At 70.7% G+C, this 24,319-nt stretch carries 22 protein-coding genes; 7 read left to right on the top strand and 15 right to left on the bottom strand.

Features of this window, described 5'->3' with window-relative positions:
* Window positions 1-64: 64 nt before the first annotated feature.
* From DEU37_RS11095 to DEU37_RS11065, 7 genes are all read right to left on the bottom strand, one after another.
* On the bottom strand, window positions 65-928 hold the full coding sequence (locus DEU37_RS11095) for an endonuclease domain-containing protein (RefSeq protein ID WP_121190724.1): 864 nt from the start codon (window positions 926-928) through the stop codon (window positions 65-67).
* Between the two features lie 254 nt (window positions 929-1,182).
* Window positions 1,183-2,331 (bottom strand): mannitol-1-phosphate 5-dehydrogenase, encoded by a 1,149-nt coding sequence (locus DEU37_RS11090; protein WP_121190723.1) that lies wholly within the window; start codon window positions 2,329-2,331, stop codon window positions 1,183-1,185.
* Window positions 2,331-2,768, bottom strand: a complete 438-nt coding sequence (locus DEU37_RS11085) for a PTS sugar transporter subunit IIA (RefSeq protein WP_121190747.1) — start codon at window positions 2,766-2,768, stop codon at window positions 2,331-2,333. Before DEU37_RS11085 ends, DEU37_RS11090 begins: the two co-directional genes overlap by 1 nt.
* 128 nt (window positions 2,769-2,896) lie before the next feature.
* Complete coding sequence (locus DEU37_RS11080; protein ID WP_121190722.1) at window positions 2,897-4,567, bottom strand: PTS mannitol transporter subunit IICB; 1,671 nt, start codon at window positions 4,565-4,567, stop codon at window positions 2,897-2,899.
* A gap of 31 nt (window positions 4,568-4,598) precedes the next feature.
* Window positions 4,599-6,263: a phosphoenolpyruvate--protein phosphotransferase gene (ptsP, locus tag DEU37_RS11075; protein WP_121190721.1), complete on the bottom strand. Its 1,665-nt coding sequence runs from the start codon at window positions 6,261-6,263 to the stop codon at window positions 4,599-4,601.
* A 20-nt stretch (window positions 6,264-6,283) separates the two neighbouring features.
* Window positions 6,284-6,559, bottom strand: a complete 276-nt coding sequence (locus DEU37_RS11070) for an HPr family phosphocarrier protein (RefSeq protein ID WP_121190720.1) — start codon at window positions 6,557-6,559, stop codon at window positions 6,284-6,286.
* Window positions 6,556-6,900: a PTS sugar transporter subunit IIB gene (locus DEU37_RS11065; protein WP_121190719.1), complete on the bottom strand. Its 345-nt coding sequence runs from the start codon at window positions 6,898-6,900 to the stop codon at window positions 6,556-6,558. The genes DEU37_RS11070 and DEU37_RS11065 overlap by 4 nt, the downstream gene beginning before the upstream one ends.
* A gap of 109 nt (window positions 6,901-7,009) precedes the next feature.
* Here DEU37_RS11065 and DEU37_RS11060 point away from each other — a divergent pair, with 109 nt between their 5' ends.
* Window positions 7,010-8,935 (top strand): transcription antiterminator, encoded by a 1,926-nt coding sequence (locus DEU37_RS11060; protein ID WP_121190718.1) that lies wholly within the window; start codon window positions 7,010-7,012, stop codon window positions 8,933-8,935.
* A 33-nt stretch (window positions 8,936-8,968) separates the two neighbouring features.
* Here the strand turns inward: DEU37_RS11060 and DEU37_RS11055 are convergent, their stop codons facing one another.
* The 3 genes from DEU37_RS11055 to DEU37_RS11045 form a co-directional block, all read right to left on the bottom strand.
* The gene (locus DEU37_RS11055) at window positions 8,969-9,535 is read right to left on the bottom strand and encodes a GNAT family N-acetyltransferase (protein WP_121190717.1); all 567 of its coding nucleotides are present in this window, start codon (window positions 9,533-9,535) and stop codon (window positions 8,969-8,971) included.
* 145 nt (window positions 9,536-9,680) lie between these two features.
* Window positions 9,681-11,360, bottom strand: a complete 1,680-nt coding sequence (locus DEU37_RS11050) for a phospho-sugar mutase (RefSeq protein ID WP_121190716.1) — start codon at window positions 11,358-11,360, stop codon at window positions 9,681-9,683.
* Window positions 11,357-12,190: a purine-nucleoside phosphorylase gene (locus DEU37_RS11045; protein WP_121190715.1), complete on the bottom strand. Its 834-nt coding sequence runs from the start codon at window positions 12,188-12,190 to the stop codon at window positions 11,357-11,359. Before DEU37_RS11045 ends, DEU37_RS11050 begins: the two co-directional genes overlap by 4 nt.
* Window positions 12,191-12,295: 105 nt before the next feature.
* Here DEU37_RS11045 and DEU37_RS11040 point away from each other — a divergent pair, with 105 nt between their 5' ends.
* The gene (locus DEU37_RS11040; protein ID WP_121190714.1) at window positions 12,296-13,747 is read left to right on the top strand and encodes an NAD(P)H-quinone dehydrogenase; all 1,452 of its coding nucleotides are present in this window, start codon (window positions 12,296-12,298) and stop codon (window positions 13,745-13,747) included.
* A gap of 36 nt (window positions 13,748-13,783) precedes the next feature.
* Here DEU37_RS11040 and DEU37_RS11035 read toward each other — a convergent pair whose 3' ends face one another.
* The 3 genes from DEU37_RS11035 to DEU37_RS11025 form a co-directional block, all read right to left on the bottom strand.
* Window positions 13,784-14,233 carry a hypothetical protein gene (locus DEU37_RS11035; protein WP_259457255.1) on the bottom strand — a complete coding sequence of 150 codons (450 nt, stop codon included), beginning with the start codon at window positions 14,231-14,233 and terminating at the stop codon, window positions 13,784-13,786.
* Window positions 14,234-14,235: 2 nt separating this feature from the next.
* Window positions 14,236-16,032 carry a biotin carboxylase N-terminal domain-containing protein gene (locus DEU37_RS11030; RefSeq protein ID WP_121190713.1) on the bottom strand — a complete coding sequence of 599 codons (1,797 nt, stop codon included), beginning with the start codon at window positions 16,030-16,032 and terminating at the stop codon, window positions 14,236-14,238.
* Between the two features lie 78 nt (window positions 16,033-16,110).
* Complete coding sequence (locus DEU37_RS11025; protein ID WP_121190712.1) at window positions 16,111-16,800, bottom strand: nucleoside triphosphate pyrophosphatase; 690 nt, start codon at window positions 16,798-16,800, stop codon at window positions 16,111-16,113.
* 58 nt (window positions 16,801-16,858) lie between these two features.
* Here DEU37_RS11025 and DEU37_RS11020 point away from each other — a divergent pair, with 58 nt between their 5' ends.
* The 4 genes from DEU37_RS11020 to DEU37_RS11005 all read left to right on the top strand — a co-directional run bounded on the left by DEU37_RS11020 (window position 16,859) and on the right by DEU37_RS11005 (window position 21,210).
* Window positions 16,859-18,205, top strand: coding sequence for a class I SAM-dependent RNA methyltransferase (locus tag DEU37_RS11020; protein ID WP_121190711.1), 1,347 nt, complete (start codon window positions 16,859-16,861; stop codon window positions 18,203-18,205).
* 71 nt (window positions 18,206-18,276) lie between these two features.
* On the top strand, window positions 18,277-18,945 hold the full coding sequence (locus tag DEU37_RS11015) for a response regulator transcription factor (protein ID WP_121190710.1): 669 nt from the start codon (window positions 18,277-18,279) through the stop codon (window positions 18,943-18,945).
* Entirely contained in the window at window positions 18,935-20,173 is a 1,239-nt protein-coding gene (locus tag DEU37_RS11010; protein ID WP_121190709.1) for an ATP-binding protein, read from the top strand. Before DEU37_RS11015 ends, DEU37_RS11010 begins: the two co-directional genes overlap by 11 nt.
* Window positions 20,174-20,181: 8 nt before the next feature.
* Window positions 20,182-21,210 carry a hypothetical protein gene (locus tag DEU37_RS11005; RefSeq protein WP_259457254.1) on the top strand — a complete coding sequence of 343 codons (1,029 nt, stop codon included), beginning with the start codon at window positions 20,182-20,184 and terminating at the stop codon, window positions 21,208-21,210.
* 270 nt (window positions 21,211-21,480) lie between these two features.
* Here DEU37_RS11005 and DEU37_RS11000 read toward each other — a convergent pair whose 3' ends face one another.
* Together DEU37_RS11000 and DEU37_RS10995 are read right to left on the bottom strand one after the other, a co-directional pair.
* On the bottom strand, window positions 21,481-21,720 hold the full coding sequence (locus tag DEU37_RS11000) for an acyl-CoA carboxylase subunit epsilon (protein WP_121190745.1): 240 nt from the start codon (window positions 21,718-21,720) through the stop codon (window positions 21,481-21,483).
* Window positions 21,721-21,731: 11 nt separating this feature from the next.
* A complete protein-coding gene (locus DEU37_RS10995) occupies window positions 21,732-23,333 on the bottom strand; it encodes an acyl-CoA carboxylase subunit beta (RefSeq protein ID WP_183043664.1) in 1,602 nt (533 codons plus the stop codon).
* Window positions 23,334-23,485: 152 nt separating this feature from the next.
* On the opposite strand from DEU37_RS10995, the gene DEU37_RS10990 reads away from it, so the two are divergent.
* Window positions 23,486-24,265 (top strand): biotin--[acetyl-CoA-carboxylase] ligase, encoded by a 780-nt coding sequence (locus tag DEU37_RS10990; RefSeq protein WP_121190706.1) that lies wholly within the window; start codon window positions 23,486-23,488, stop codon window positions 24,263-24,265.
* Window positions 24,266-24,319 lie beyond the last annotated feature (54 nt).

Below are 24,319 nucleotides of genomic sequence, written 5' to 3'. Positions count from 1 at the left end.
AGTGCGGGAACTAGACAGCTCCACTCTCGACCGGGAGGTCCTCACCCGTCTATCGCGTCACACCTCAACCAACGTCCCTGGGCAGCACAGCTAGCGCCCGCCGGAGAACCTCGATCACCCATTCCGGACGGAAGAGGATGTCCTCGGCGAGCAGCCGCAGGGTCGTGAAGCCGAGTCCGATTGCGGCGGCATCCCTGCGGCGGTCTCGCTTGTGATCCCCCCACGACCCGTGGTGCGAGAGGCTGTCGCACTCGATGACAAGCCAGCCGTCGACGAGGAGATCCACTCGGCCGACGCCGTCGATTCGCACCTGCAGTTCCACGTGGCATCCCAGACTGCGCAGCATGAGGCGGACGAGGGTCTCGGTACCCGCCTCCGCACGTTGGTCGAGAAGCGGCCGCAGGGATCGGTAGCGCCCGGGAAGGTGCGCGAAGACGTCAGCGAGACCGTCTTCATCCACTGCCCCGAGATGCCACGCGCTGTCGAGAGTCGCGATCGCATCCCGCGGCCGCTGGCAGCGCACCGCTGCACATAGTGCTTCGCGGACAGGTACGAGCACATCATCGGCGGCGCTGGAGGTGGGACGCCAATGTCGCACGATCTCCGTCGACGCCCCCGGTCGCGGCGTGCGGGAGGCGTCCGGAGCGAGCTGGATGTGCAACCCCGCACGCTCCCGTACGAACACGCCGAGAAGTCGCAACAGTGAGACGCAGTCCAGGCGCCCGCCCCACTGCACCGCCGCGCACACCTGCGGATCGGTGTCCCGGGGCAGATAGTGATCGCGCCGCAGGCGCAGGAGCCGTCCGTCGCGCACCGCATCGGTGATCTGTCGGCCGGTGGCTCCCGCGGCGAGCAGGTGAGCACGCCGCAGAACAGCGGTCGGGACGGCGCTGGGCAGAACGAGACGGTCGGCAGACGATCGGATCATGTCCAGAACTCTGACCGCGACGCCCGTCGGGCAGGGCCTTGTCTGCCGCGCCGGTGGACGACCGGGTTCAGCGGGGCGCGGGGGAGGAGTCGTCGCCGTTCACAACTCCGGAGATGCGCTCGCGACCGTCGGCCACAGCCCCGGCTGGGTGCGGTGTACCGAGGGATCTCCGGAGTAGTGAACGGTGGAAGGGGCCCCCGGGCTCCGCGGCCGGAAGCCAGCGCGGTCCGCCGTCCCGGGGGCGCGGGAGCGGGTCAGAGCTCGGACTGACGCTGTGCGACGACGGCTTCGACCGCGGCGAACAGCGGGTGGGACGGCTCGAGTCCGGTGACCGCGGCGGTGAAGGTGGCGGCATCCTCTTCGCGAAGGCGTCGCTGCAACTCGACCGACTGCTCGTCGTCGGGCTCGTCGAACTCGAGGGCGGCGCCGATGGCGTCCACGAGTGCGCCGGTCGACAGCCCGCGCTCGGCGGCGGCCGCGGCGGGCCCGATGAAGCGCTCGTGTCGCGAGAGTTTGCGCAGCGGCTGGCGTCCGACGCGGCCGACGGTGTCGGGCAGAGCCGGGTTGGCGAAGCGGCGCAGGATCGTCGCCCGGTACTCCGCGAGCTCGGCGGCATCCCATCCGTGCACCGCGACCAGCAGTGCGGAGGTCTCTTCGAGCGCGGCGGCCACGCGGGAGGCGATGGACGGATCCGCGAGCGCGTCGGAGATCTTCTCGACGCCGGCGCGGGCACCGAAATAGGCGGTCGCGGCGTGGCCGGTGTTCACCGTGAAGAGCTTGCGCTCGATATAGGGGGCGAGGTCGTCGACGAAGTGGGCGCCGGGGATGTGGGGCGGGGCGTCGGCGAAGGGGGGCCGTTCGATGGCCCATTCGAAGAACGGTTCCACGGTGACGTCGATCCCCGCGCCTTCCGGCTGTGCGGGCACGATCCGGTCGACAGCGGTGTTGGCGAACACCGCCCGGTTGCTGATCGCGTCCCAGGCGTCTCCGGCCTGCGCACGGATCTCGTCGCGGAGGGTGTCGGTCGCCCCGATCGCGTTCTCGCACGCCATGACCTGCAGCGGAGGTCGGGACGGGTCACGCAGGGCCAGACCGGCCAGGATGTGCGGCGCGACGAAGCGCAGGATCGTCGGGCCGACCGCGGTGGTCACGACCTCGGCGGTGGCGATCTCGTCGATCAGCGCCTGCGGATCGGTGGCGCTGTTGATCGCGCGGAAGCCCGTCACGACCGTGTCGGTGCCGCCATCGCCGACCTCGTGGACGGTGTACTCCGAACCCGCGTTGATGGCGTCGACCAAGGATGCCGCGACATCCGAGAACACCAGCTCGTAGCCGCCTTCGTGCAGCAGCAGCCCGACGAAGCCGCGACCGATGTTGCCGGCGCCGAAGTGGACGGCCTTCATCAGCGGTTGACCGTCGACAGCAGTGCGAACAGCTCCTCTGCGGTGGTCGCCGCCTTCAGACGTGCGACCTCCTCGTCTTCGGAGAACAGCAGGGCGATCTGCGACAGGATGTCCAGGTGCTCGTCGCCCTTGCCGGCGATGCCGACGACGAAGCTGACCTTCTCGCCGTCCCAGTCGACGCCGTCGTCATAGCGGACGAACGAGAGTGCCGAGTCGAGGATGGCATCCTTCGTCTCGTTGGTGCCGTGGGGGATCGCGAGCTCGTTGCCCATGTAGGTGGACACCGTCTGCTCGCGCTGGAGCATCGCGTCGTAGTAGGCGGAGGTGACGGCTCCGGCGGCTTCGAGGATGTCTGCGGCCTCACGCATGGCGTGCTCTTTCGTGACCGACCCGGAGTGGATCCGGACCTGATCGATCTTCAGTACATCGCGTGACATGTCGTCCTCGTCTTCTGTGCGCAGCGTCGTCCCGGTCATCGTACGTCTGGGCGACGCTGTATCGGGTGAGAGCCGCGGGGGCGGGGCATCGCGCATCCTGTCCCCGCGGCGTCGGGGGGCCTGAGCGATCAGGCCTGGTTCTTGTGCTGCTGGACCACCAGATCCACGACCTCGTCGTACTTCGGCGAGTTCATGAAGTTGTCCACCGACACGTGCGTGGCGTTCGGCGTGCGCCCGCGTGCGCGGTCGGTGAGCTGCTGCTGGGTGATCACGAGGTCTTCGCTGCCGTCGAGGTTGGCGATCGCCTTGTTGGTGACCGAGACGTCGTCGACGCCGGCCTTCTTGATCTTGTTGCGCAGCACGCTCGCGCCCATCGCGGACGAGCCCATACCGGCGTCGCAGGCGAACACGATGTTCGTCACGCGTCCGGCGGGTGCCACCGTTCCCGTGGCGACGGCGTCGGCGGCCCGGTCGGCCGACAGCGACGACTGGCCACCCTCGAGCCCGGCGTTCGCGGCGGCCCCGGCGCGGAGGCCGGCGAGGGCCTCGGAGCTCTTGCCCTTGTTCGCCTCGGTCTGGGCGATCGCCGCCTCGAACGATGCGCTGGAGTCCGCCTCCGCCGCCAGGTCGCGCTTGCGGGACGCCCGCAGGATCACCGCGGTGACGAGGAAGGTCACCGTTGCAGCGAGGATCACGGAGAGGTACACGACCAGCAGGTTGCCCACGCCGCCCGCTTCGGGCGTCAGAGCCGCGGCTGTGACCGCGATGATGCTGCCCGGCGCGGCCGGGAACGCGAGTCCGCCATTGAAGATCATGTTGGTCGTGACGCCGGTCGCGCCTCCCGCGATGAGGGCGAGGATCGTCATCGGCTTGCTCAGCGCGTACGGGAAGTAGATCTCGTGGATGCCGCCGAAGAACTGGATGATGATCGCGCCCGGAGCCGAAGCGCGAGCCGCACCGACGCCGAAGAAGGTGAAGGCGAGCAGAAGTCCGACGCCGGGGCCGGGGTTGGCCTCGATGAGGAAGAGGATCGACTTGCCCGCCTCGGTCGCCTGCTGGATGCCGAGGGGGGTGAACACGCCGTGGTTGATGGCGTTGTTGAGGAACAGCACCTTCGCCGGCTCGACGATGACCGACAGCACGGGCAGCAGGCGCAGATCGACCAGCCAGCCCACGATGCCGCCGAGTAACGTGCTGACTCCCAGCATGACCGGACCGAAGGCGAAGAATCCGAAGATCGCGAGCAGCATGCCCAGGATGCCGGCGGAGAAGTTGTTCACCAGCATCTCGAAGCCGGGACGGATCTTTCCTTCCCACAGCTTGTCCATCTGCTTGGTGATCCACGCCGCCAGCGGGCCCATGATCATCGCGCCGAGGAACATGGGGATGTTCGTGCCGACGATGACGCCCATCGTCGCGATGCTCGCCACCACGCCGCCGCGCTCGCCGTACACCATGCGACCGCCCGTGTTGGCGATCAGCAGCGGCAGCAGATACGTCACCATCGGGCCGACGAGGCCGACGAACGTCGTGAAGGTCGCTCCATCCTTGCTCTGTGCGAGCGCGGTCATCGCGCCCTGCCAGTTGATCGTCGCCGCATCGCCGAACCCGCCGAGCAGGTTGGCGACGGGGAACCAGCCGCCCAACCAGCCCGCGGAGATGAAGAGCATCGTGATGAAGCCCCACGCGATGAAGGCCGCGATGTTCGGCATGATCATGCCGGAGAGGAAGGTGCCGAACCTCTGCACGCCGACGCGTGCGCGGTTCACCCCCGTGGATGTCGTGGACGCCGTTGTCATTGTCTTCGTTCCCTTCGAATGTGCCGCACCGTCAGCCGGCGAGGTTCTCAGCGGCGGCCTGAGCCGCCGATCGTGCGGATGCCGCGTCATCGGCGGCAAGAGCGGCCGCGGCGATGCGCTCGGCATCCTCGCGGGTGTACTGCAGAAGCGAGGCGCGCACGTCCGCGAGGGCCGTGGGGGCCATCGACAGCGTGGTCGCGCCGAGGCCCACGAGCACGACGGCCAGCAGCGGGTCGGCGGCGGCCTCGCCGCAGATGCCGACCGGCTTGCCGTTGGTCTTGCCGCCGGCGGCTGTCATGCTGATCAGCTCCAGGACCGCGGGGTGCCAGGGGTCCTGGTACGACGCCACCGAGCCGAGCAGCCGATCGGCGGCGAGCGTGTACTGCGTGAGGTCGTTCGTGCCGATGGAGGCGAAGTCCGCGATCTGGAGGATGCGCTTCGCCTGGATCGCGGACGAGGGGACTTCGACCATGACGCCGGCGGTCTTGATGCCGTACTCCTTCGCGAGCGTCACGAAGTAGTCCGCTTCCTCGACGGTGGCGACCATCGGCGCCATGACCCAGAGGTCGGCCTCGGTCGCGGCGTCCGCGTTCGCGAGCGCGGTGAGCTGCTCGCGCAGGATGTCCTCGCTGGCGCGCAGGGCTCGAAGGCCCCGAAGGCCCAGGGCGGGGTTGTCTTCGTGCGCGTCGTTGAGGAAGGCGAGGGGCTTGTCCGCCCCGGCGTCGAGAGCGCGGACGACGACCTTCTTGCCGGGGAACGCCTTCAGCAGCTCGGTGTAGGACGCGGTCTGCTCCTCGACGGTCGGGGCCTGAGTGGCCGAGAGGAAGAGGAACTCGGTGCGGAACAGGCCGACGCCCTCGGCGCCCAGCTCGACCGCCTCGGCCGCGCCACCGGGCTTGCCGAGGTTGGCCAGCAGCGGAACCGCGGAGCCGTCCTTCAGCGCACCCGGGGTGAGCGGGGCGGATGCCGCGGCGGCGCGGTCGGCGGCGCGGTTGTGGGCCTGGGCGAGCTCGTCCTCGGTGGGGTCGACGGTCACGACACCCTTCGCGGCATCCACGATGACCGTCTGCCCGTCGGTGAGGTCCTTGGCGGCGGCGGCGCCGACGATGGCGACGATGGACTTCTCGCGGGCGAGGATCGCGGTGTGGGAGGTCGGACCGCCGTCGGTCGTGATGAGCGCGAGCACCTGGTCGAGGTCGAGCAGGGCGGTGTCGGCGGGGGCGAGATCCTTCGCGACGAGCACGAACGGGTGACCGGGGTCCGGCACGCCCGGGGCGGGCAGGCCGCGCAGGCGTGCGATGACGCGCTGGGCGACGTCGTCGAGGTCCGCGGCGCGCTCGCCCAGGTAGCCGCCCATCGCGGCGAGGGTGTCGCGGAAGCTGGCGAAGGCCTCGTGGACGGCGAACTCGCCCGTCTTGCCCGTGTTCACGCGGGCGGAGACCTCGGTGTCGAGCGTGGGGTCCTCCGCCATCATCGCCTGGGCCTCCAGGACGTCGCGGGCGAGACCGCCGGCCTTCGAGCCGCGCTCCTCGAGCTCACGGGCGACGGCGGAGACCGCCGCGCGCACGCGGGCCAGCTCCTCGTCGGGCGTCAGCGTGCTGGGCACGTCCGAGGGGGCGGGCAGCGGGTCGGCCATACGGGCCACGGGTCCCTGGGCGACTCCCAGTCCGATACCCACTCCACGGAGTTCACTCATCTTCGGGTCTCTCTTTCGGTTCAGTTCTCGTCGTGGTCGGTCGTCAGCAGCTCGGCGAGCACGTCGAGCACGGCGGTGGCGTTCTCGCCCTCGGCGATGAGGGTGACGTAGTCGCCCTTCTCCGCGCCGAGCGAGATCACGCCGAGGATGCTGGCGGCATTGACGGCGGCGCCCGATCCCTTCGAGATCGTCACGGGCAGACCGGAGTCCTTCACCGCCTGCGCGAACAGCTTCGCGGGGCGGGCGTGCAGGCCATTGGACGATCCGATGCGGATCGTGCGTGACACAGAGCTCATGCGGGGTTCCTCTCCGTCGAAGCGGGCAGTTCTGTGGAAGCGGCCAGGGCCTCGTCGACCAGCGCGAGGGTGCGCGTGCCGTGGAGGTCGCTGTAGATGTCGGGTGGAAGGAGGATGACGCGCGCGGGGCGCGCCGCCGCTTCGCGACGGATGCGGTCCAGGCTGCTCTGCAGGTGGGGACCCACGAGCACCACGTCTGCGGCATCGATGTCGATCGGGAGCGACTGCTCGGTGCCGGCGACGGCACTGAGCTCACGCCCGGCCGCCTGCGCTGCGTGACGAACACGCTGCGCGACGAACGTGCTCGACGCTCCCGCGCCGCACACAACGAGGATCCTCATCGATCCGCCTCCTTCTCCGCCATTCTTGTGAACGCGCTGGGAGGCGACAACCACACCTGTTTCCGCGGGGGCGGAAACAGCGCACGGTCCGCGTGGTTGACTGGTGGATATGAGCAGAGCGCGCCAGGACCGGGTCATCGCACTGCTCACGCGAGAGGATGACTGGCTCACCGCCGCCGAGCTCGCCGACATCGTCGGAGTGACCCCGCGCAGCATCCGCAGCTACGTCACCGCGCTCAACGCCCGCGTGCCGCGGGGCGTCGTCGTCGAGTCTGGTCCGCTCGGCTACCGCGCCGGTGCGGATGCGCCCGCAGCGCTGCGCGCCGGAGCGGATGCCGCGACTCCTCGGGAGCGCGTGCACCGGCTCGTGCGTCGACTGCTGTCGGGTCGGGAGGGCATCGACGTCTTCGAGACCGCCGAGGACTTCCACGTCAGTCCGGCGACCCTCGAGGGAGACCTGGGCCGGGTCCGTGCGCTGCTGGGCGACACCGAGCTCACGCTGGAGCGCAGCGGATCGCGCGCGCGGCTGAAGGGCACGGAGATGGCCCAACGGCGCCTGCTGAGCCGGCTCGCCCACGACGAGACCGACGACGGCGCGTTCGACCTCGATGCCCTGCGGCGCAGCCTCGGTGCGGGATCGATCGGCGAAGCGGTCTTCGGTCCGTTCAAAGCCGATCTCGTTTCAGGTCTGCGGGAACTCGGGTATTTCGTCAACGAGTTCGGCATCGGCGACGTGATGATGCACGTCGCCATCACCGCCGACCGCGTCGCCCACGACCGTGCGCTGGAGACGACGGCGCTGGACGGCACGACGCCCGCTCAGGAGCAGGTGGGGGCGCTGCTGGACACGCTCTGCGAGCGGCATCTGGGGGTGCGCCTGGGGGCGGGCGACCGTCGCCACCTCGCCGCACTCGTCCTCGGCCGCGTCGTCGCGCCCGGCCCCGGTGAGGCGGCATCGGTGACCCGAGCGGGTCTACAGCCCGAGGTCGAAGCGGCGGTCCGCGACGTCGTGCACCGCGCGGCATCCGAGTTCCTCGTCGACATCGAGCACGAGGATTTCGTGCTGCGTCTCGCCCTCCACGTGCAGAACCTGCGGCTGCGCGCACAGGAGCAGGCGTGGTCGCGCAACCCGCTCACCCGCTCGCTGAAGGCGACCTACCCGATGATCTTCGAGGTCGCGGTGTTCATCGCGGACGGGCTTCGGGGGCTTCTCGGCATCCCGCTCCTGGACGACGAGATCGCCTACATCGCGATGCACGTCGGCGGCCAGCTGGAACGAAGCCGCCACGCGGGCACCGTGTTGACCGCCACGATCGTGTGCCCCGGGTACTACGAACTGCATGAACTGCTGCGCTCGAGCGTGGACCGCTCGCTCGGACAGGCGGTCGACGTCGTCGGCGTGGACACGCGGGCCGACCCCGACTGGCGGGCGATCGAGACCGATCTGATCCTCACGACGATCGACCCGCCCTTCACCGGTGACGGCATCGTGCGCATCCAGCCCTTCCTCACGGAGAGCGACATCGAGCGGGTGCAGGCGGCGGCCGGACGCGTGCGCCGCGCGCGTCGCTTGGCACGACTGCGCGATGAGCTCGGGCGCTACTTCTCGGCCGACGCCTTCATCGGACGCGTTGCCGCGGATGCCGACGAGGAGAGCGTCATCCGCGACCTCGGAGCCCGACTCGTCGCGCAGGGCGTCATCGACGAGGGGTACGTCGCGCGCACGCTCGAGCGCGAACGGTTGTCATCGACCGCGTTCACCGACGCGCTCGCGGTGCCCCACGCGATCGGGATGACCGCCACGCGCACGGCGATCGCCGTGGGCATCGCCGATCCGTCGATGGCCTGGGGCGAAGGGCGCGTGCAGGTGATCGCGATGGTGGCCTTCTCCGAGAGCGATCGCGAAGCATTCCAGACGGTGTTCGAGCAGCTGGTCGAAGTGTTCAGCGAGCGCGACAGCGTGCAGCGGATCGTCCGCCGCGGGACGTCTTTCGGACCCTTCCTCGATGAGCTCGTGGCCGTCGTCGACGGCTGAGGCACCCCGAGCCACGTCGCCCATCGTCGACGCTCAGCGCAGCCGGGCCCGCAGGCCCTGCTTCACCGTCGGCCACTCGTGCGGGAGGATCGAGTACACGACGGTGTCGCGCAGGGTGCCGTCGGGGCCCACCCGATGGTTGCGGAGTACCCCGTCCTGCTTCGCGCCGAGGCGCTCGATCGCGGCCCGCGACTGACGGTTGTGCCAGTGTGTGCAGAACTGCACGGCGATCACGTGGCACTGCTCGAACGCGTGCTCCAGCAGCAGGAGCTTGGCGGCGGTGTTCACACCGGTGCGCTGCACCGTCGGCGACAACCACGTGTAGCCGATCTCCACCCGCGGACTGTCCAGGTCGATGGCGCAGAACGTCGTCATCCCCACGGCCACGCCGCCGACCACGACGGCGAACGGGTTCATGCGCCCGGCGTCGCGTTCGGCGAGTCGGTGGATGATGTCTGCGCTCGCGTCTGAGGGAACCGAGGTGTACCAGGCGTACTGCAGCCCCTCGCGGGCACGTTGCAGGTCGCCGGCGTGGTCCGCCCGCAGCGGCTCCAGCCGCACATGCTCGTTCTCGAGGACGACAGGATCGGTCAGCAGCACGCCCCCACCCTATCCGCGTGCCCTTCCCCCTTCCCCCGAGCCGCCATCATGCGACCGAGCCGCCACGATTCGTCGCGCAACGTCGTCGCGGCTCGGTCGAAACGTGGCGACTCGGCGGGGTGAGAGGCGGGGTGTGAGGCGGGGGTCAGAGGAGGAGGGTGCGGGTGGCGGCATCCAGGGCGGCGAGCCGTTCCTGCGCGTCTGCGGCCGAGGTGCCGCGCACGTCCAGGTACGCCTTGAGCTTGGGCTCGGTGCCGCTCGGGCGCACGATCAGGCGCGACCCGTCCTCCAGCCAGAGCCGCAGCACGTCGCTGGCCGGCACGCCGCCGGCCCCCGTCAGAAGGTCGTCGACGCCGGTCACCGCCACCGCGCCCACCTGAGCGGGCGGAGCCTGACGAAGCGCCGACATGATGCGCCCGATCACCGACAGGTCCTCGACGCGCAGCGAGACCTGGCCCGACGCGAAGAAGCCGAACGTCTCCTGGAACTCTCGCAGCAGATCGGTGAGGCTCTCACCGCGCTCACGTGCCTCGGCGATCATGCCGAGAATCGCCACGGCGGCGGAGATGCCGTCCTTGTCGCGCACCGTCTCCGGGTTGACCAGGTACCCGAGCGCCTCCTCGAAGCCGTACAGGATGCCGGGCGCGCGCGAGATCCACTTGAAGCCCGTCAGCGTCGCGTGGAAGTCGAGACCGTAGTGCTCGGCGACGGTCTGCAGGCCCGGAGAGGACACCAACGAGCAGGCCAGCGACCCCGTCTCACCGCGTTCGCCGGCGCGCGCCGCGGCGCGCCAGCCCAGCAGCAGCCCGATCTCGTTGCCGGTCAGCCGCCGCCAGCCGCCGGGGGCCTTCTCATCGGGGAGGGCGACGGCCAGTCGATCGGCGTCCGGGTCGTTGGCGATCACGAAGTCGGCACCGACGGCGCGCGCCGTCTCGAACGCGAGATCCATCGCCCCCGGCTCCTCCGGATTGGGGAAGGCCACGGTCGGGAAGCGCCCGTCGGGCGCGATCTGCGCCTCCACGACACGGGGGCGGGGATAGCCGGCGAGGTCGAGGATCGCGTGCAGGGTCTCTGAGCCCACGCCGTGCATGGCCGTGTACACCCAGTTCATGCCGGCCGCGCCCGCGGTGGCGGGGGCGACGGCCGCGGTGGCGGCGACGTAGGCGGAGATCACGGACTCGTCGGCGATCTCGTACGCGGCGCGAGCGAGATCCGGAACGAGCGAGGACGCCGCGATGCGATCGATGTGCGCCGCGATCTCGGCGTCGGCGGGGGAGACGATCTGCGACCCGGCATCGGCGCCGCCGAGGTACACCTTGTAGCCGTTGTCGTCCGGCGGGTTGTGCGACGCCGTCACCATGACGCCGGCGGCGGCGTCGAGATGGCGCACCGCGAAGGCCAGCACCGGGGTGGGAAGCATCCGCGGAAGCAGCACCGCGCGCAGGCCCGCGCCGGCGAACAGCTCCGCCGAGTCGCGGGCGAACACGTCCGAGTTGCGGCGGCCGTCGTAGCCGATGACCACGAGCGGCGTCGTTCCCGGCGCCGCCTTTTCACGCAGGTAGGCGGCGAAGCCCGCCGCGGCCTGAGAAACCAGCACCCGGTTCATGCGGTTGCTGCCTGCTCCGAGGCGTCCGCGCAGACCCGCGGTGCCGAACTGCAGGCGGGTGCCGAAACGGTCGGCGAGTTCGGCGGATGCCGCCTCATCGCCATCCGCTGCGGCATCCACGATGGCGGTCAGCTCCGCGCGTGTCAGCTCATCGGGGTCCTGCGCGAGCCAGGCGCGCGCCGCATCGAGCACCGTCCCCGCGGCATCCGCGCCACTCACAGCTGTCCGATCACGCGGGCCAGCAGCGCGGAGATCACGGGCTCGGCGGCCTGGCCGGCCTCGATCACCTCGGCGTGACTGAGCGGGCTCTTCTGGATGCCGGCGGCGAGGTTGGTGATGAGGGAGAAACCGAGCACCTCCATCCCGGCCTGGCGGGCGGCAATCGCCTCGAGTGCCGTCGACATGCCGACGATGTGTCCGCCGATCGCCTTGGCCATCTGCACCTCCGCCGGAGTCTCGTAGTGGGGGCCGCGGAACTGGCAGTACACCCCTTCGTCGAGCGTCGGATCGACCGTGCGGGCGAGCTCGCGCAGACGCGAGGAGTACAGGTCGGTGAGGTCGATGAACGTCGCGCCCTCCAGCGGCGAATCGGCCGTCAGGTTGATGTGGTCGCTGATGAGCACGGGGGTTCCCGGCGTCCACGTCTCCTTGATGCCGCCGGCGCCGTTGGTGAGCACCATCGTCGAGGCCCCCGTGGCGGCGGCCGTGCGCACGCTGTGGACGACCCGGCGCACACCGTGTCCCTCGTAGTAGTGCGTGCGGGCGCCGATCACGAGCACGCGCTTCGCCTCGGGGGTGACGATGCTGCGGATCGATCCGACATGGCCGGCCAGCGCGGGCGCGCTGAAGCCGGTGACCTCGGTCGCGGGAATGGTCGCGGTCGTCTCGCCGACGAGGTCGGCGGCCTTGCCCCAGCCGCTGCCGAGCGTGAGGGCGATGTCGTGCCGTTCGACGCCGGTCAGGCGTGCGATATCGGCGGCGGCGCGCGCGGCCACCTCGAACGGGTCGGCGGAGGGGTCGTCGAGCGGATTGGTGTTCATGTCGGACATGCTCCCACTCTAGGAACCGCGGCCCCGGCGGGCCACCCGCGGCGCGTGAGTCCGTGCGCGTGGACGGCGGCACGAGTGGCGGCGGGGGCCTGAGACAATGGAGCAATGTCCTCGAGCTTCGTGAACACCCAGTCGGTCGCCGTCCTCGGGGGCGGTCCCGGAGGCTATGAAGCGGCGCTCGCAGCGGCACAGCTCGGCGCGGACGTCACCCTCGTGGAGCGTGCGGGCGTGGGCGGCGCGGCCGTCATCACCGATGTCGTCCCCTCCAAGAGCCTCATTGCGACGGCGGATGCCGCGGTCGCCATCTCGGAGGCCTCCGACCTCGGCGTGCAGTTCTTCGCGAAGGGGGAGAGCGGTGTCGCGCTCAAGCCCGAGGTCGCGATCAACCTCGCCGCGGTCAACAAGCGCCTGCTCTCGCTCGCTCGCCAGCAGTCCGATGACATGCGCGCGCAGCTGGTCGATGCCGGTGTGCGCATCATCTCCGGACACGGACGACTCGACGGCCATCACGCGATCGTCGTCGCCACCGGCCCCGGCGGAACCGATTTCGATCGCGTCGAAGCCGACACCCTGGTCGTCGCGGTCGGCGCCTCGCCCCGCGAGCTGCCCACCGCCCGCCCCGACGGCGAGCGGATCCTCACGTGGACGCAGCTCTACGACATGAAGGCGCTTCCCGAGCACCTCATCGTCGTCGGCTCCGGTGTCACCGGTGCCGAGTTCGCCTCCGCCTACATGAACCTGGGCGCCAAGGTGACGCTCATCTCCAGCCGCGATCAGGTGCTCCCGGGCGAGGACGCCGACGCCGCCGCGGTCCTGGAGAAGGTCTTCACCCGGGGCGGCATGACGGTGATGTCGAAGTCGCGCGCCGACGGGGTCGAGCGCACCGCCGACGGTGTCGTCGTCTCGCTCTCGGACGGCCGTACGGTCGAGGGCAGCCACTGCCTGCTCGCGGTCGGCTCGATCCCGAACACCTCGGGTATCGGACTCGAGGATGCCGGCGTGCAGCTGACCGCGTCGGGTCACATCCGCGTCAATCGCGTCGCCCGCACCTCAGTGCCGAACATCTACGCCGCCGGCGACTGCACGACCTTCGTTCCGCTGGCCTCGGTGGCCTCCATGCAAGGACGCACCGCGATCTTCCACGCGCTCGGCGACACCGTCATCCCGCTGGAGCGTCGCCGCATCACCGCGAACATCTTCACGGCGCCCGAGATCGCCACCGTCGGCCGTCAGGAGAAGGACCTGGAGACGGGCGCCATCAACGGCTATGTCTACAAGCTGCCCCTCGCGGCGAACGCCCGCGCGAAGATGATGGGCATCACCGACGGCTTCGTCAAGATCATCGCGCGCGAGGGCAGCGGCACCGTCATCGGCGGCGTCATCGTCGCCCCGCGTGCCTCCGAGCTCATCTACCCGATCGCGATCGCCGTCGAGCGTCGGCTGACCGTGGATCAGGTCTCGCGCGTGTTCGCCGTCTTCCCCTCGCTCAGCGCGTCGATCACGGACGCGACCCGCGCGATGCACCTCGTCAACCGCGACGACGACTTCTTCGGCTGAGCGCTCTCGCCGCCGGCTCGCGCGTGCGCGCGCCGCTTACCGCTGCAGCTGCGCGGTCCAGACGCCTTCGCCGTCCGACGAGGTTGCCGAGACGGTGAACGAGGTGAGGTTCTGCATCGCGGTGGGAATGGCGATGGGGGTGCGCAGGGCGCCGTTCTGACAGACGATGTCCTGCTGTGTCCCCACGGTCGAGCTTCCCGCGACGTAGGTGAGCGCGAACTCGGCGCGCGCGGCGCCGATGCAGCGCAGCTCCACGGCGCGAAACGCCGTCGCGGGGGAGAACTCGAGAGTGACGCCGCGCGCGGCGGAGGCTGTGATCGGGGCGCTCGCGGCCGTGTTCGGGGTCGTGCCCACGATCGCGGTCGACCATGCGGTCCACGCCGCGCGGTCGGCATCCGACGGGCCGGTGCTGCATCCGGCCAGGGTGAGAGCCAGGAGGCAGGCCGCGCCCGTCGCCAGGATCGGACGTGAGCGGGCCGGACGCATGATCAGGAGATCGTGAGCAGCTGGTGGCCGGCCGACACGGTGGTGCCCGGGTCGGCGTTGATGGCGCCCACGACACCGTCCTTGTGCGCGGGGATGGGCTGCTCCATCTTCATGGCCTCCAGGACGACGACCAGGTCGCCCTTGACCACCGACTGGCCTTCTTCGACGGCGACCTTGACCACGGTGGCCTGCATCGGCGACTTGACCGCGTCGCCGGACGCACCGGCGACCGCCGAGGGGGCGTGCGAGCGGCGCGAGGGTGGCGCAGCCACGGGGCGACCGATCTTGGCCGGGGCGAGGGCGATGCGGTCCGGCAGGCTCACCTCGAGGCGCTTGCCCGACACCTCGACGACAACGGTGTGGCGCGGTTCGGCGCCGGCCGGGGCTTCGGCTTCGCCGTCCCACGGCGCGATGTCGTTGACGAACTCGGTCTCGATCCAGCGCGTGAACACGCCGAAGTGACCGTCTTCCGCGGTGAACGCAGGGTCGCGAACGACCTTGCGGTGGAAGGGCAGCACGGTCGGCATGCCCGCGACCTCGAACTCGTCGAGGGCGCGACGCGAGCGCTCCAGCGCCTCGGCGCGATCGCGGCCGGTGACGATGAGCTTGCCCAGCAGCGAGTCGAACGCGCCGGAGACGCTGTCGCCCGCGGTGACACCGGAGTCCAGGCGGATGCCGGGGCCGCCGAACGTCTTGAACTGGTGGATGCGTCCGGGTTGGGGAAGGAACCCGCGGCCCGGGTCTTCGCCGTTGATGCGGAACTCGATCGAGTGGCCGAGCGGCTCGGGGTCGTCGTAGTCGAGGGTGCCGCCCTCGGCGAGACGGAACTGCTCGCGCACCAGGTCGATGCCGGTGACCTCCTCGGAGACGGGATGCTCGACCTGCAGGCGGGTGTTCACCTCGAGGAACGAGATCGTGCCGTCGGCGCCGATGAGGAACTCGCACGTGCCCGCCCCGACGTACCCGACCTCGCGGAGGATCGCCTTCGAAGATGCGTAGAGCGTCTCCTTCTGCGCATCGGTCAAAAACGGCGCGGGCGCCTCCTCGACGAGCTTCTGATGGCGTCGCTGCAGCGAGCAGTCGCGCGTCGACACGACGACGACGTTGCCCTCGGCATCCGCGAGGCACTGCGTCTCGACGTGGCGCGGCTTGTCGAGGTACTTCTCCACGAAGCACTCGCCGCGACCGAAGGCCGCGACCGCCTCGCGGGTGGCCGACTCGAACAGCTCGGCGACCTCGTCGAGCTCGCGGGCGACCTTGAGACCGCGTCCGCCGCCGCCGTAGGCAGCCTTGATCGCGATGGGAAGGCCCACCTGCTCGGCGAAGGCGACGACCTCATCGGCCCCGGCGACCGGACCCGGGGTGCCCGGGGCCAGCGGAGCGCCCACCTTCTCGGCGACGTGGCGGGCCGTGACCTTGTCGCCCAGAGCCTCGATCGCCTCGGGCGACGGGCCGATCCAGATCATGCCGGCGGCGGTGACGGCGCGAGCGAACTCCGCATTCTCCGCGAGAAAGCCGTAGCCGGGGTGCACCGCGTCGGCGCCGGAGCGGCGGGCGACCGAGAGGATCTTCTCGATCGACAGGTAGGTGTCGGCGCTCGTGGCGCCCTCGAGCGCGTACGCCTCGTCGGCGAGCTTGGCGTGCATGGCGTCGCGGTCCTGGTCGGCGTAGACCGCCACCGACGCCTTCCCCGAGTCGCGGGCGGCGCGGATCACTCGGACGGCGATCTCTCCGCGGTTCGCGACGAGCACTTTTGTGATCTGCGGGCGCGGGGACGTCAGGTCCAGTGAGCGTGGCATGGATGCCAGCCTACCCACGGGAGAGCATGCTCCTTTGGATCACCCGCACAAGATCGTCGGCGATTCGTGTGTGAGAGCCTACGAAGACGCGCCGCTGTCCGGCGCGCTGCCCGATCGGGAGTGGGCCGACCTCCAGAGATCGGTCCAGGCGATGCCGAGCGCGTTGCACAGGCGGCGTACGGTCGACAGCGACATCCCCACCACCGTGGAGGGATCGCCGTCCACGCGCTCGATGAACGGCCCGCCCAGGCTGTCCACCGTGAATGCTCCGGCCACCTGCAACGGTTCGCCGGTGGCGACGTACGCGGCGATCTCGGCATCCGAGATATCGGAGACGAAGGTGACGGCGGCGGCGGCCACGGCGTACTCCTCGCGCGCCGGCTGCCCGGGGCGAACGCGGATGACGCTGTGGCCCGAATGCAGCACGCCCGTCTTGCCTCGCATCTGCTCCCACCGCGCCACGGCGACCTCGGGCCGCAGCGGCTTGCCGAGCACCTGACCGTCGATCTCGAACATGGAGTCGCCGCCGACGACGACTCCGTCGAAGTCGGGCAGTTCGCGCACGAGGGAGACCGCGACGTCGGCCGCTTTGCGTCGCGCGAGCAGCAGAACGTGCTCGTCAGGAGGCAGGACACGAGCCTCCCGCGCCTGGATGTCGTCGATGACCGCCTCCTCATCGACCTCAGGCGCACGCAGCAGCGGCTCGATGCCGGCCTGGCGCATGAGCATGAGTCGGGCGGGCGAGGTGGAGGCGAGGCACACGCGCATGCCGTCCAGCGTACGGTCCGTCGCGTGCGGGGTCGGGGATCCGTGACAGCATCGAAGGATGAACCCCGGAGACCTCCTCGACCTCGACATCACCGACGTGGCCCATGGGGGCGTGTTCATCGCCCGTCATGAGGGGCGGGTCGTGTTCGTCTCCGATGCGATTCCCGGCGAACGCGTCCGCGTGCGGCTGACCGAGACCGCGAAGTCGTCGTTCTGGCGCGGCGCCGTCGTCGAGGTGCTCGATGCCTCGCCGCATCGACGCTCGCACATCTGGGCGGCCGCCGATGTCCAGATCGATCCCGACCGGCGCCCCGGAGGGGCGGACTTCGGCCACATCGCGCTGGCGCACCAGCGTGAGCTGAAGCTCCAGGTGCTGCGTGACGCCCTCGAGCGCTTCGGCGGTCTCGAGCACCCGTCGGTGGCCATCCGCGGAGCGCGCCCCCTCCTCTCGGGGCAGGGGAAGGTCGTCGCCGAGGAGTCCGCCGACGCGACCGGGTGGCGGACACGCGTGAGCCTCCACGTCGACGGCGACGGTCGGGTCGGTCCGTACGCGGCGCGGAGCCACCGCGTGATCGAGGTGGAGGATCTGCCGCTCGCCACGGCCGAGATCCAGCGCGCGGCACGTGCGCTGTCGGCTCCCTCGGGCCGGGTCGATCTCGTCCAGCCCGCCGACGGCCGAGTGCGCATCGTGCCCCGCCCCGAGGCTTCGACCGCCGTGCGGGCCGGATCGGGCCGTCGTGGCGGCGGTCCACGGCGCGGCACGCCGCAACGTGCGGGAGGGGATGCCGCGGCGCGAGAGATCATCACCGAAGAGGTCGATGGGCGCTCCTTCCAGCTGGACGCCGGTGGATTCTGGCAGGTGCACCGCCTCGCCGCGCACACCCTGACCCGCGCCGTGGCCGATCTGCTCGCCGACGCCGACGGCGTCGATCCCGAGGCGCAGCACCTCGATCTGTACGGCGGTGTGGGGCTGTTCGCCGCGACCCTCGGCACCCTCGGAGGCTCCGCCACCCGCATCACGACGGTCGAGTCCGATCCGCGGGCGACCGAGCATGCGGGGGAGAACCTCGCCGCGTGGGTGGGAGCGCGCGCCGAGACCGCTCGTGCCGACCGGTTCCTCGCGCGCCTGCACGCCCAGGCCGGCGCCGTCGAGCGCGGGCGGCTCGGTCGCGGCGTCACGCTGCTCGACCCGCCACGGGCCGGCGCGGGGCGGGAGGTCGTCGACGCGGTCGCGGCGCTCGCACCGGCATCCGTCGTCTATGTGGCGTGCGATCCGGTGGCGCTGGCCCGGGATGTCGGAGCGTTCCGGGAACGCGGGTATGGCGTCCGCCGCATCGAGGCTTTCGACCTGTTTCCGCACTCGCACCACGTGGAAGCCGTGGCGCTCCTGCAGCGCGAGCCGTGACGCCGGGGGCCGCCCGAACCTCACTCCTTCGTCGGATGTGGGCGTTCGAGTGGCCTCGTTAGGCTGAAGACATGACCCGCGTCGCCCTCATCGATGACCACGAGTCCGTGCGCCTCGGGCTCGAGGCGGCGTGCAAGCGTGCCGTGACCAAAGAGGTCGTCTTCTCCGGCAGCAGCGTGCGTGCCTATCTCGAGTGGCGTCAGCGGTCGGGAGCGGCGCCGGTCGACATCGTCGTGCTCGACCTCACGCTCGGCGACGGCACCACGGTCACCGAGAACGTCACCGGCATCATCGCCGACGGGTCGCCGGTGCTGATCCACAGCGTCGCCGACCGTCCTGCTGCGGTCCGCGAGGCTCTGGCCGCCGGAGCCGCCGGTGTCATCAGCAAGGCGTCTCGCATCGACGACGTCATCGCCGCCATCCGCACCGTGGCCCGCGGAGAGGCCCTGGACAACGTCGAGTGGGCCAGTGCCGTCGACGGCGACCGCGCTTTCGCCGACGCGCAGCTGTCGAACCGTGAACGCGATGTCCTCCGACTGTATGCCGCGGGTCTGCCGTTGAAGGCCGTCGCCGAGCGGCTCGGCATCGCCTACTCCACGGCGAAGGAGAACATCACACGCGTGCGCACGAAGTACGTCGAGGTCGGCCGCCCCGCCCCCACGAAGGTCGATCTGCTCCGCCGGGCGATGGAGGACGGTCTCATGCCCGGCCACGCCGGAGCGACCAGCGGTGACGACTGAGCCCCTGCCGATCGCCGTCGACCCGGCGGTTCGCCGTCCCCTCGGTGACATCGCCGCGGGTGCGGAGCGGTTCACGCAAGCGAGGGTGGAGCGGATCATCCGCATCGTCGTGGCCCTCGGCTGCGCGGTGCTGGGCACGCAGGCCTTCCTCAACGCGCTGGGCTCTCGGCAGGAGGCGCCGCCCGCGCACCTGCCGCTGCTGCTTGTCGTCTTCATCCCGCTCGCGATGATGGTCGCGGCATCCGTCGCCGGTGTGGGGGTGCGCACGGTCGCCGGGATCTTCGCGGTCGTCTTCCCGATCGTCCTGCTCTGCTGGCCCCTCGCCACCTACGCTCGCGCGGATGCCGCGGACGGCGCGCCCTGGATCTGGTATCTGCTGAACGTGGGCACCTCCGCGGCGGTGCTCGCCTTCGGCCTTCCGCTGCAGATCGCGTGGGCGGCGCTGATCCCGATCCTGTACGCGATCGCCCGGCTGACCCAGCTCGGCGTGCCGTCCTCCCAGGACCTCGGCGTCGTGCGCGACGCGGTGTTCGCCGCGATCCTGGCGGCCGTGGTGATCACCCTGGGACGTCTGCTGCGTGGCGTGGCGGTGGGTATCGATCAGGCGCGCAGCGACGCTGTCGCCTCCTACGCCGTCGCCGCCGCGAACAACGCTGCCGAGACCGAGCGGGTCGCTGTCGCCGCGCTCATGCACGACAGCGTGCTGGCGGCGTTGATCGCGGCCGAGCGGGCGCGCACCCCGCGGGAGGAGGCACTGGCGACGGCGATGGCGCGCGAGGCGCTGACCCGGCTGGCCAACACCGATCAGGACGCCGGGGAGGGACCCGACGAGCCGGTCGCCGTGACGGCGATCGCCGCAGCCCTCGAGAGAGTCGTGGCCGATCTGGATGCGAACGCGGCCATCGCTGCCGATATCGATGCAGCCACCCCGACCGTCCCGGGGCGCGTTGCGCGCGCCGTCGTCCTCGCCGCCACTCAGGCGGTGTCCAACGCCATCGTCCACGCGCACGGCGAAGGCCTGCGCGTGGGGCTGCGCGCAGACACGCAGCGTCTCCGAGTGCAGGTGATCGATCGGGGCCCCGGCTTCGATCCGGCGCACATCCTCGATGATCGTCTGGGCATCCGCGGTTCGATCGTCGCGCGCGTCGCGGCTGTGGGCGGACGTGCGCGCGTACGGACCGGGACCGACGGGACGCTCGTGGTGCTCGACTGGGAGTTCCCCCGATGAACTTCCGCGTGCATGCCACCCTGTCGGCGTTGGCGATCGCGTTCACGACCTATCTCGCGATCGGCGGTCTCGTCTGGACGGTCACGGCGCAGATGCCGCTCGTCGTGGTGTGCGCGGGGGCGTTGTATCTGGCGACGACGTGGATCTGCGTCTTCTGGAGCGCCGGCGCCCTGCCGACCCGTCGCGATCCCATCACCGGCGACCTCGGGCGCAGTCCGGTACTGCCCGCCGGAGCCGCGGCGCTCGCGCTCGCCGCGGCGGTGCTGGTGCCCAACGCGACGTGGCTCGCCGTCGAGCCCGAAGCGCGTGGCGCGGATGCCGGCACCTGGAGCCTGGGTGCCATCGGCGCGCTGCTGACGATCGTGATGGTGCGCCGCCGCCCGTGGATCGCGTGGACCGGGATCGTCATCCTCGCCGCTGAAGCGGCGTTCTGGATCGGCCCGGCCGCCGCGCTGGCGCTCGGTGTGGTCGGTGCGGTGCTCTGGGTGGGGGTGGCGCAGCTGCTGACGTGGCTCGTCGATCGGGCCGCGCGCGACACCGCGGAGCTCACCGCGCTCCAGCGAGCCGCCTCGGAGTGGCTCGCAAGCCAAGAGGGCATACGGCGCGAACGTCGTACGCAGGTGCAGCGTGCCCTCGCCCTGGCCGGGCCGGTTCTCACCCGCACGATCGAGGCGTCGGGGAGGCTGAGCGAGGGCGAGCGGCGCGCGGCGCGCATCGCCGAGGAGGCGCTGCGCGACGAACTGCGCGGCTCAGCTCTGCTCGACGCGGATGTGCGTGCGGCGCTCGCGGCGGCGCGGGAACGTGGGACGACGGTGTCCGTGCTCGACGAAGGGGGCCTCGACGGTCTCTCGCCGGCAGAGCGGGCGGCCGTGCGATCGCGTCTGGCGGCGGTCCTGGCCGAGGCCGACTCCGACCGTGTCTACGTGCGAGCCGCCACCCACGACGACGTGGCCGTCACCGTGGTCGGTCGCTCCGCCGCCGACGACGACGGCGAGGACGAGGTCGATCTGTGGAGCGAGATTCCGCGACGGCCATGAATGCGTGCGGCCGGACGATCCGCCGCGACCGTCGCACGAAGCCGTCGCACCAAGCCGTCGGACCAAGCCGTCGGAAGAAGAGGAGGCGAGGGGCGGCGAAGCCGCCCGCCCCTCGCCATGCGAGCGGTTACCCGAAAACCGACTCGCCAAGGGCCGACCCACTCATGAAGCAGATCGGCCGAACGCAGAAGCGTTCCAGCGATATCGATTCTTCCCGGTGGAAGAAGCTGTGTCTGTAGGTATTTTGGGGGACAAACGACCGACCGCGGCTCAGCCCGCGAATCGTCCCCAGGCGACATCGCGCCGCAGGGGTGCCCGGAGGCCGCGCGCGGAGACCTCCCACGCCGACCGCAGCGGTGCGTCTTCGACGACGGCATCCGCGGCCTCGCGCTCGTAGGCCTCCGTGACGACGGCGATGACGGCGGCGAGCTCTTCCGCGGTGGGGTTTCCGCGACGGATGTCGAGGTGCACGGCATCCGCGCCGGGCAGATCCGCCTCCGGCGCGGGCATCGCGGACGTGCTCATAGCGGGATGTTACCGTGCTTCTTCGCGGGCAGGCTGGCCCGCTTCCCGCGCAGGGAGCGCAGCGCCTTCGCGACCGCGACGCGGGTCTGCGCGGGCTCGATGATGCCATCGAGCTCACCGCGCTCGGCCGCCAGGAAGGGCGAGGCGACGTTGTAGGTGTACTCGTTCGCGAGGCGCTGGCGGACGGCGGCGACGTCTTCGCCGGCCTCCTCGGCCTTGCGGATCTCGCCGCGGTAGAGGATGTTGACGGCGCCCTGTCCACCCATGACGGCGATCTCTGCCGTGGGCCAGGCGAGGTTGACGTCGGCGCCCAGCTGCTTGGAGCCCATGACGATGTACGCGCCGCCGTAAGCCTTGCGCAGGATCACGGTCACCAGCGGCACGGTCGCCTCGGCGTACGCGTACAGCAGCTTCGCGCCGCGGCGGATGACGCCCGTCCACTCCTGGTCGGTGCCGGGCAGGTAGCCGGGAACGTCGACGAGGGTGAGGATCGGGATCGAGAACGCGTCGCAGAAGCGGACGAACCGGCTCGCCTTCTCGCCCGCCTCGATGTTGAGCGTGCCCGCCATCTGCGACGGCTGGTTGGCGATGATGCCGACCGTGCGGCCCTCGACGCGGCCGAGGCCGATGACGATGTTCGGGGCGAACAGCGGCTGCACCTCGAGGAAGTCGCCGCCGTCGACGATGTGCGAGATCACCTGGTGGATGTCGTACGGCTGGTTGGGGGAGTCGGGCACGACCGTGTTGAGGGTGCGGTCGGCGTCGGTGGTCTCCCACTCGAAGCCGTTCTCGTACACCGGGATCTCCGCCATGTTGTTGTCGGGCAGGTAGCCCACCATCGAGCGGACGTAGTCGATCGCATCGTCCTCGTCCTCGGCCAGGTAGTGCGCGACCCCGGAGCGGGTGTTGTGCGTGTAGGCGCCGCCGAGCTCCTCCATGCCGACGTCCTCGCCGGTGACGGTCTTGATGACGTCGGGGCCGGTGACGAACATCTGGCTGGTCTTGTCGACCATGACCACGAAGTCGGTGAGGGCGGGGGAGTACACGGCGCCGCCGGCGGCCGGTCCCATGATGATCGAGATCTGCGGGATCACACCCGACGCAGCGGTGTTGAGGCGGAAGATCTCGCCGTACTTGCCGAGGGCGACCACACCCTCCTGGATGCGGGCGCCGCCGGAGTCGAGAATGCCGATGATCGGCATGCCGCCGCGCAGGGCGTACTCCATGATCTTGATGATCTTGTCGCCCGCGACCTCGCCCAGCGACCCGCCGAAGGTGGTGAAGTCCTGCGCGTAGACGGCGACGGTGCGACCGTGAATGGTCCCCACGCCCGTGACGACCGAGTCGCCGTAGGGGCGCGACCGGTCCATCCCAAACGCGGTCGTGCGGTGGCGCACATACTCGTCGAACTCCACGAACGTGCCGGGGTCCACGAGCAGCTCGATGCGCTCGCGGGCGGTCATCTTGCCCTTCGCGTGCTGCTTCTCCTGGGCGCGCACCTCCGCGTCGACCACTGCCTCCTGGTAGCGGGCACGCAGGTCGGCGATCTTGCCGGCGGTGGTGGACAGGTCGGGCTGCGCGGACGTCACTGGCGGCACGGAAGGCTCTGACTGCTGAGGCACGCCTTCCACCCTAGCGACCGGGTCGGTGACTCTGTTGGGGGACGCTCACAACGGGACGGCGATTCGGTTGTGGGATGCCGCGCCATCGCTCACTGCCGCCGCGCGCGGCCCGCGCGTAGGGTGGCGCTATGTCGATTCCCACCGAGGGCTACGCCCTGACCGCCGCCGTCTCACCGCGGGTGCACGTCATCGAGAGCGTCGACTCGACGAACGCGAAACTCCTCCATGACGTGGAAGGCGACCCTGACGCCCACCCGCACCTGTCGCTGCTGGTGACGCGCGATCAGCGCGCCGGTCGCGGACGCCTCGATCGCACGTGGGTGACACCGCCGGGCTCCGCCGTCGCGGTCTCGACGGTGCTGCGCGTCGGCGCTGTCGCCGTGCACGATCGCGGCTGGATTCCGCTCGTCGCCGGTGCGGCGATGGTCGACGCCGTGGCCGCGCAGCTGCCCGGGCATGCGGTGGCGCTGAAGTGGCCGAACGACGTGCTCGTCGATGGTCGGAAGATCTGCGGCATCCTCGCCGAGGTCCTCCCCGCCGACCCGCACACCGTCATCCTGGGCGCCGGGGTGAACACGGCCATGGCGGAGGCGGACCTGCCGGTGCCGACCGCGACGTCCTTCGCGGTGGCGGGGGTCGACGTCGACGAGGATCGTCTGCTCTCCGACTACGTCGGCGGGCTGCGGGATCTGATCGCGGCACTGGCGGTCGGCGGAGGGGACGCCGTCGCGGCGACGGTCGCCGAGCGGTGTGGCACGCTCGGCGCCCAGGTGAGCGTGAGCTTGCCGGATGACACAACCTTGATCGGCGGTGCCGTGCGGCTCGACCCCGACGGCCGGCTCGTCGTCGCGACCGGCGACGGTGTGGAGAGCATCGTGGGTGCCGGTGACGTCGTGCACGTGCGCTGAGCGGCGGGATCGAGGGCTGAGGTGCGTCGCGATCGCGTGACGACGGCCCGGTAA

The organism is Microbacterium sp. AG790, assembly GCF_003634765.1.
GTDB lineage: Bacteria > Actinomycetota > Actinomycetes > Actinomycetales > Microbacteriaceae > Microbacterium.
This window is presented reverse-complemented; position numbering and strand designations above follow the sequence as displayed.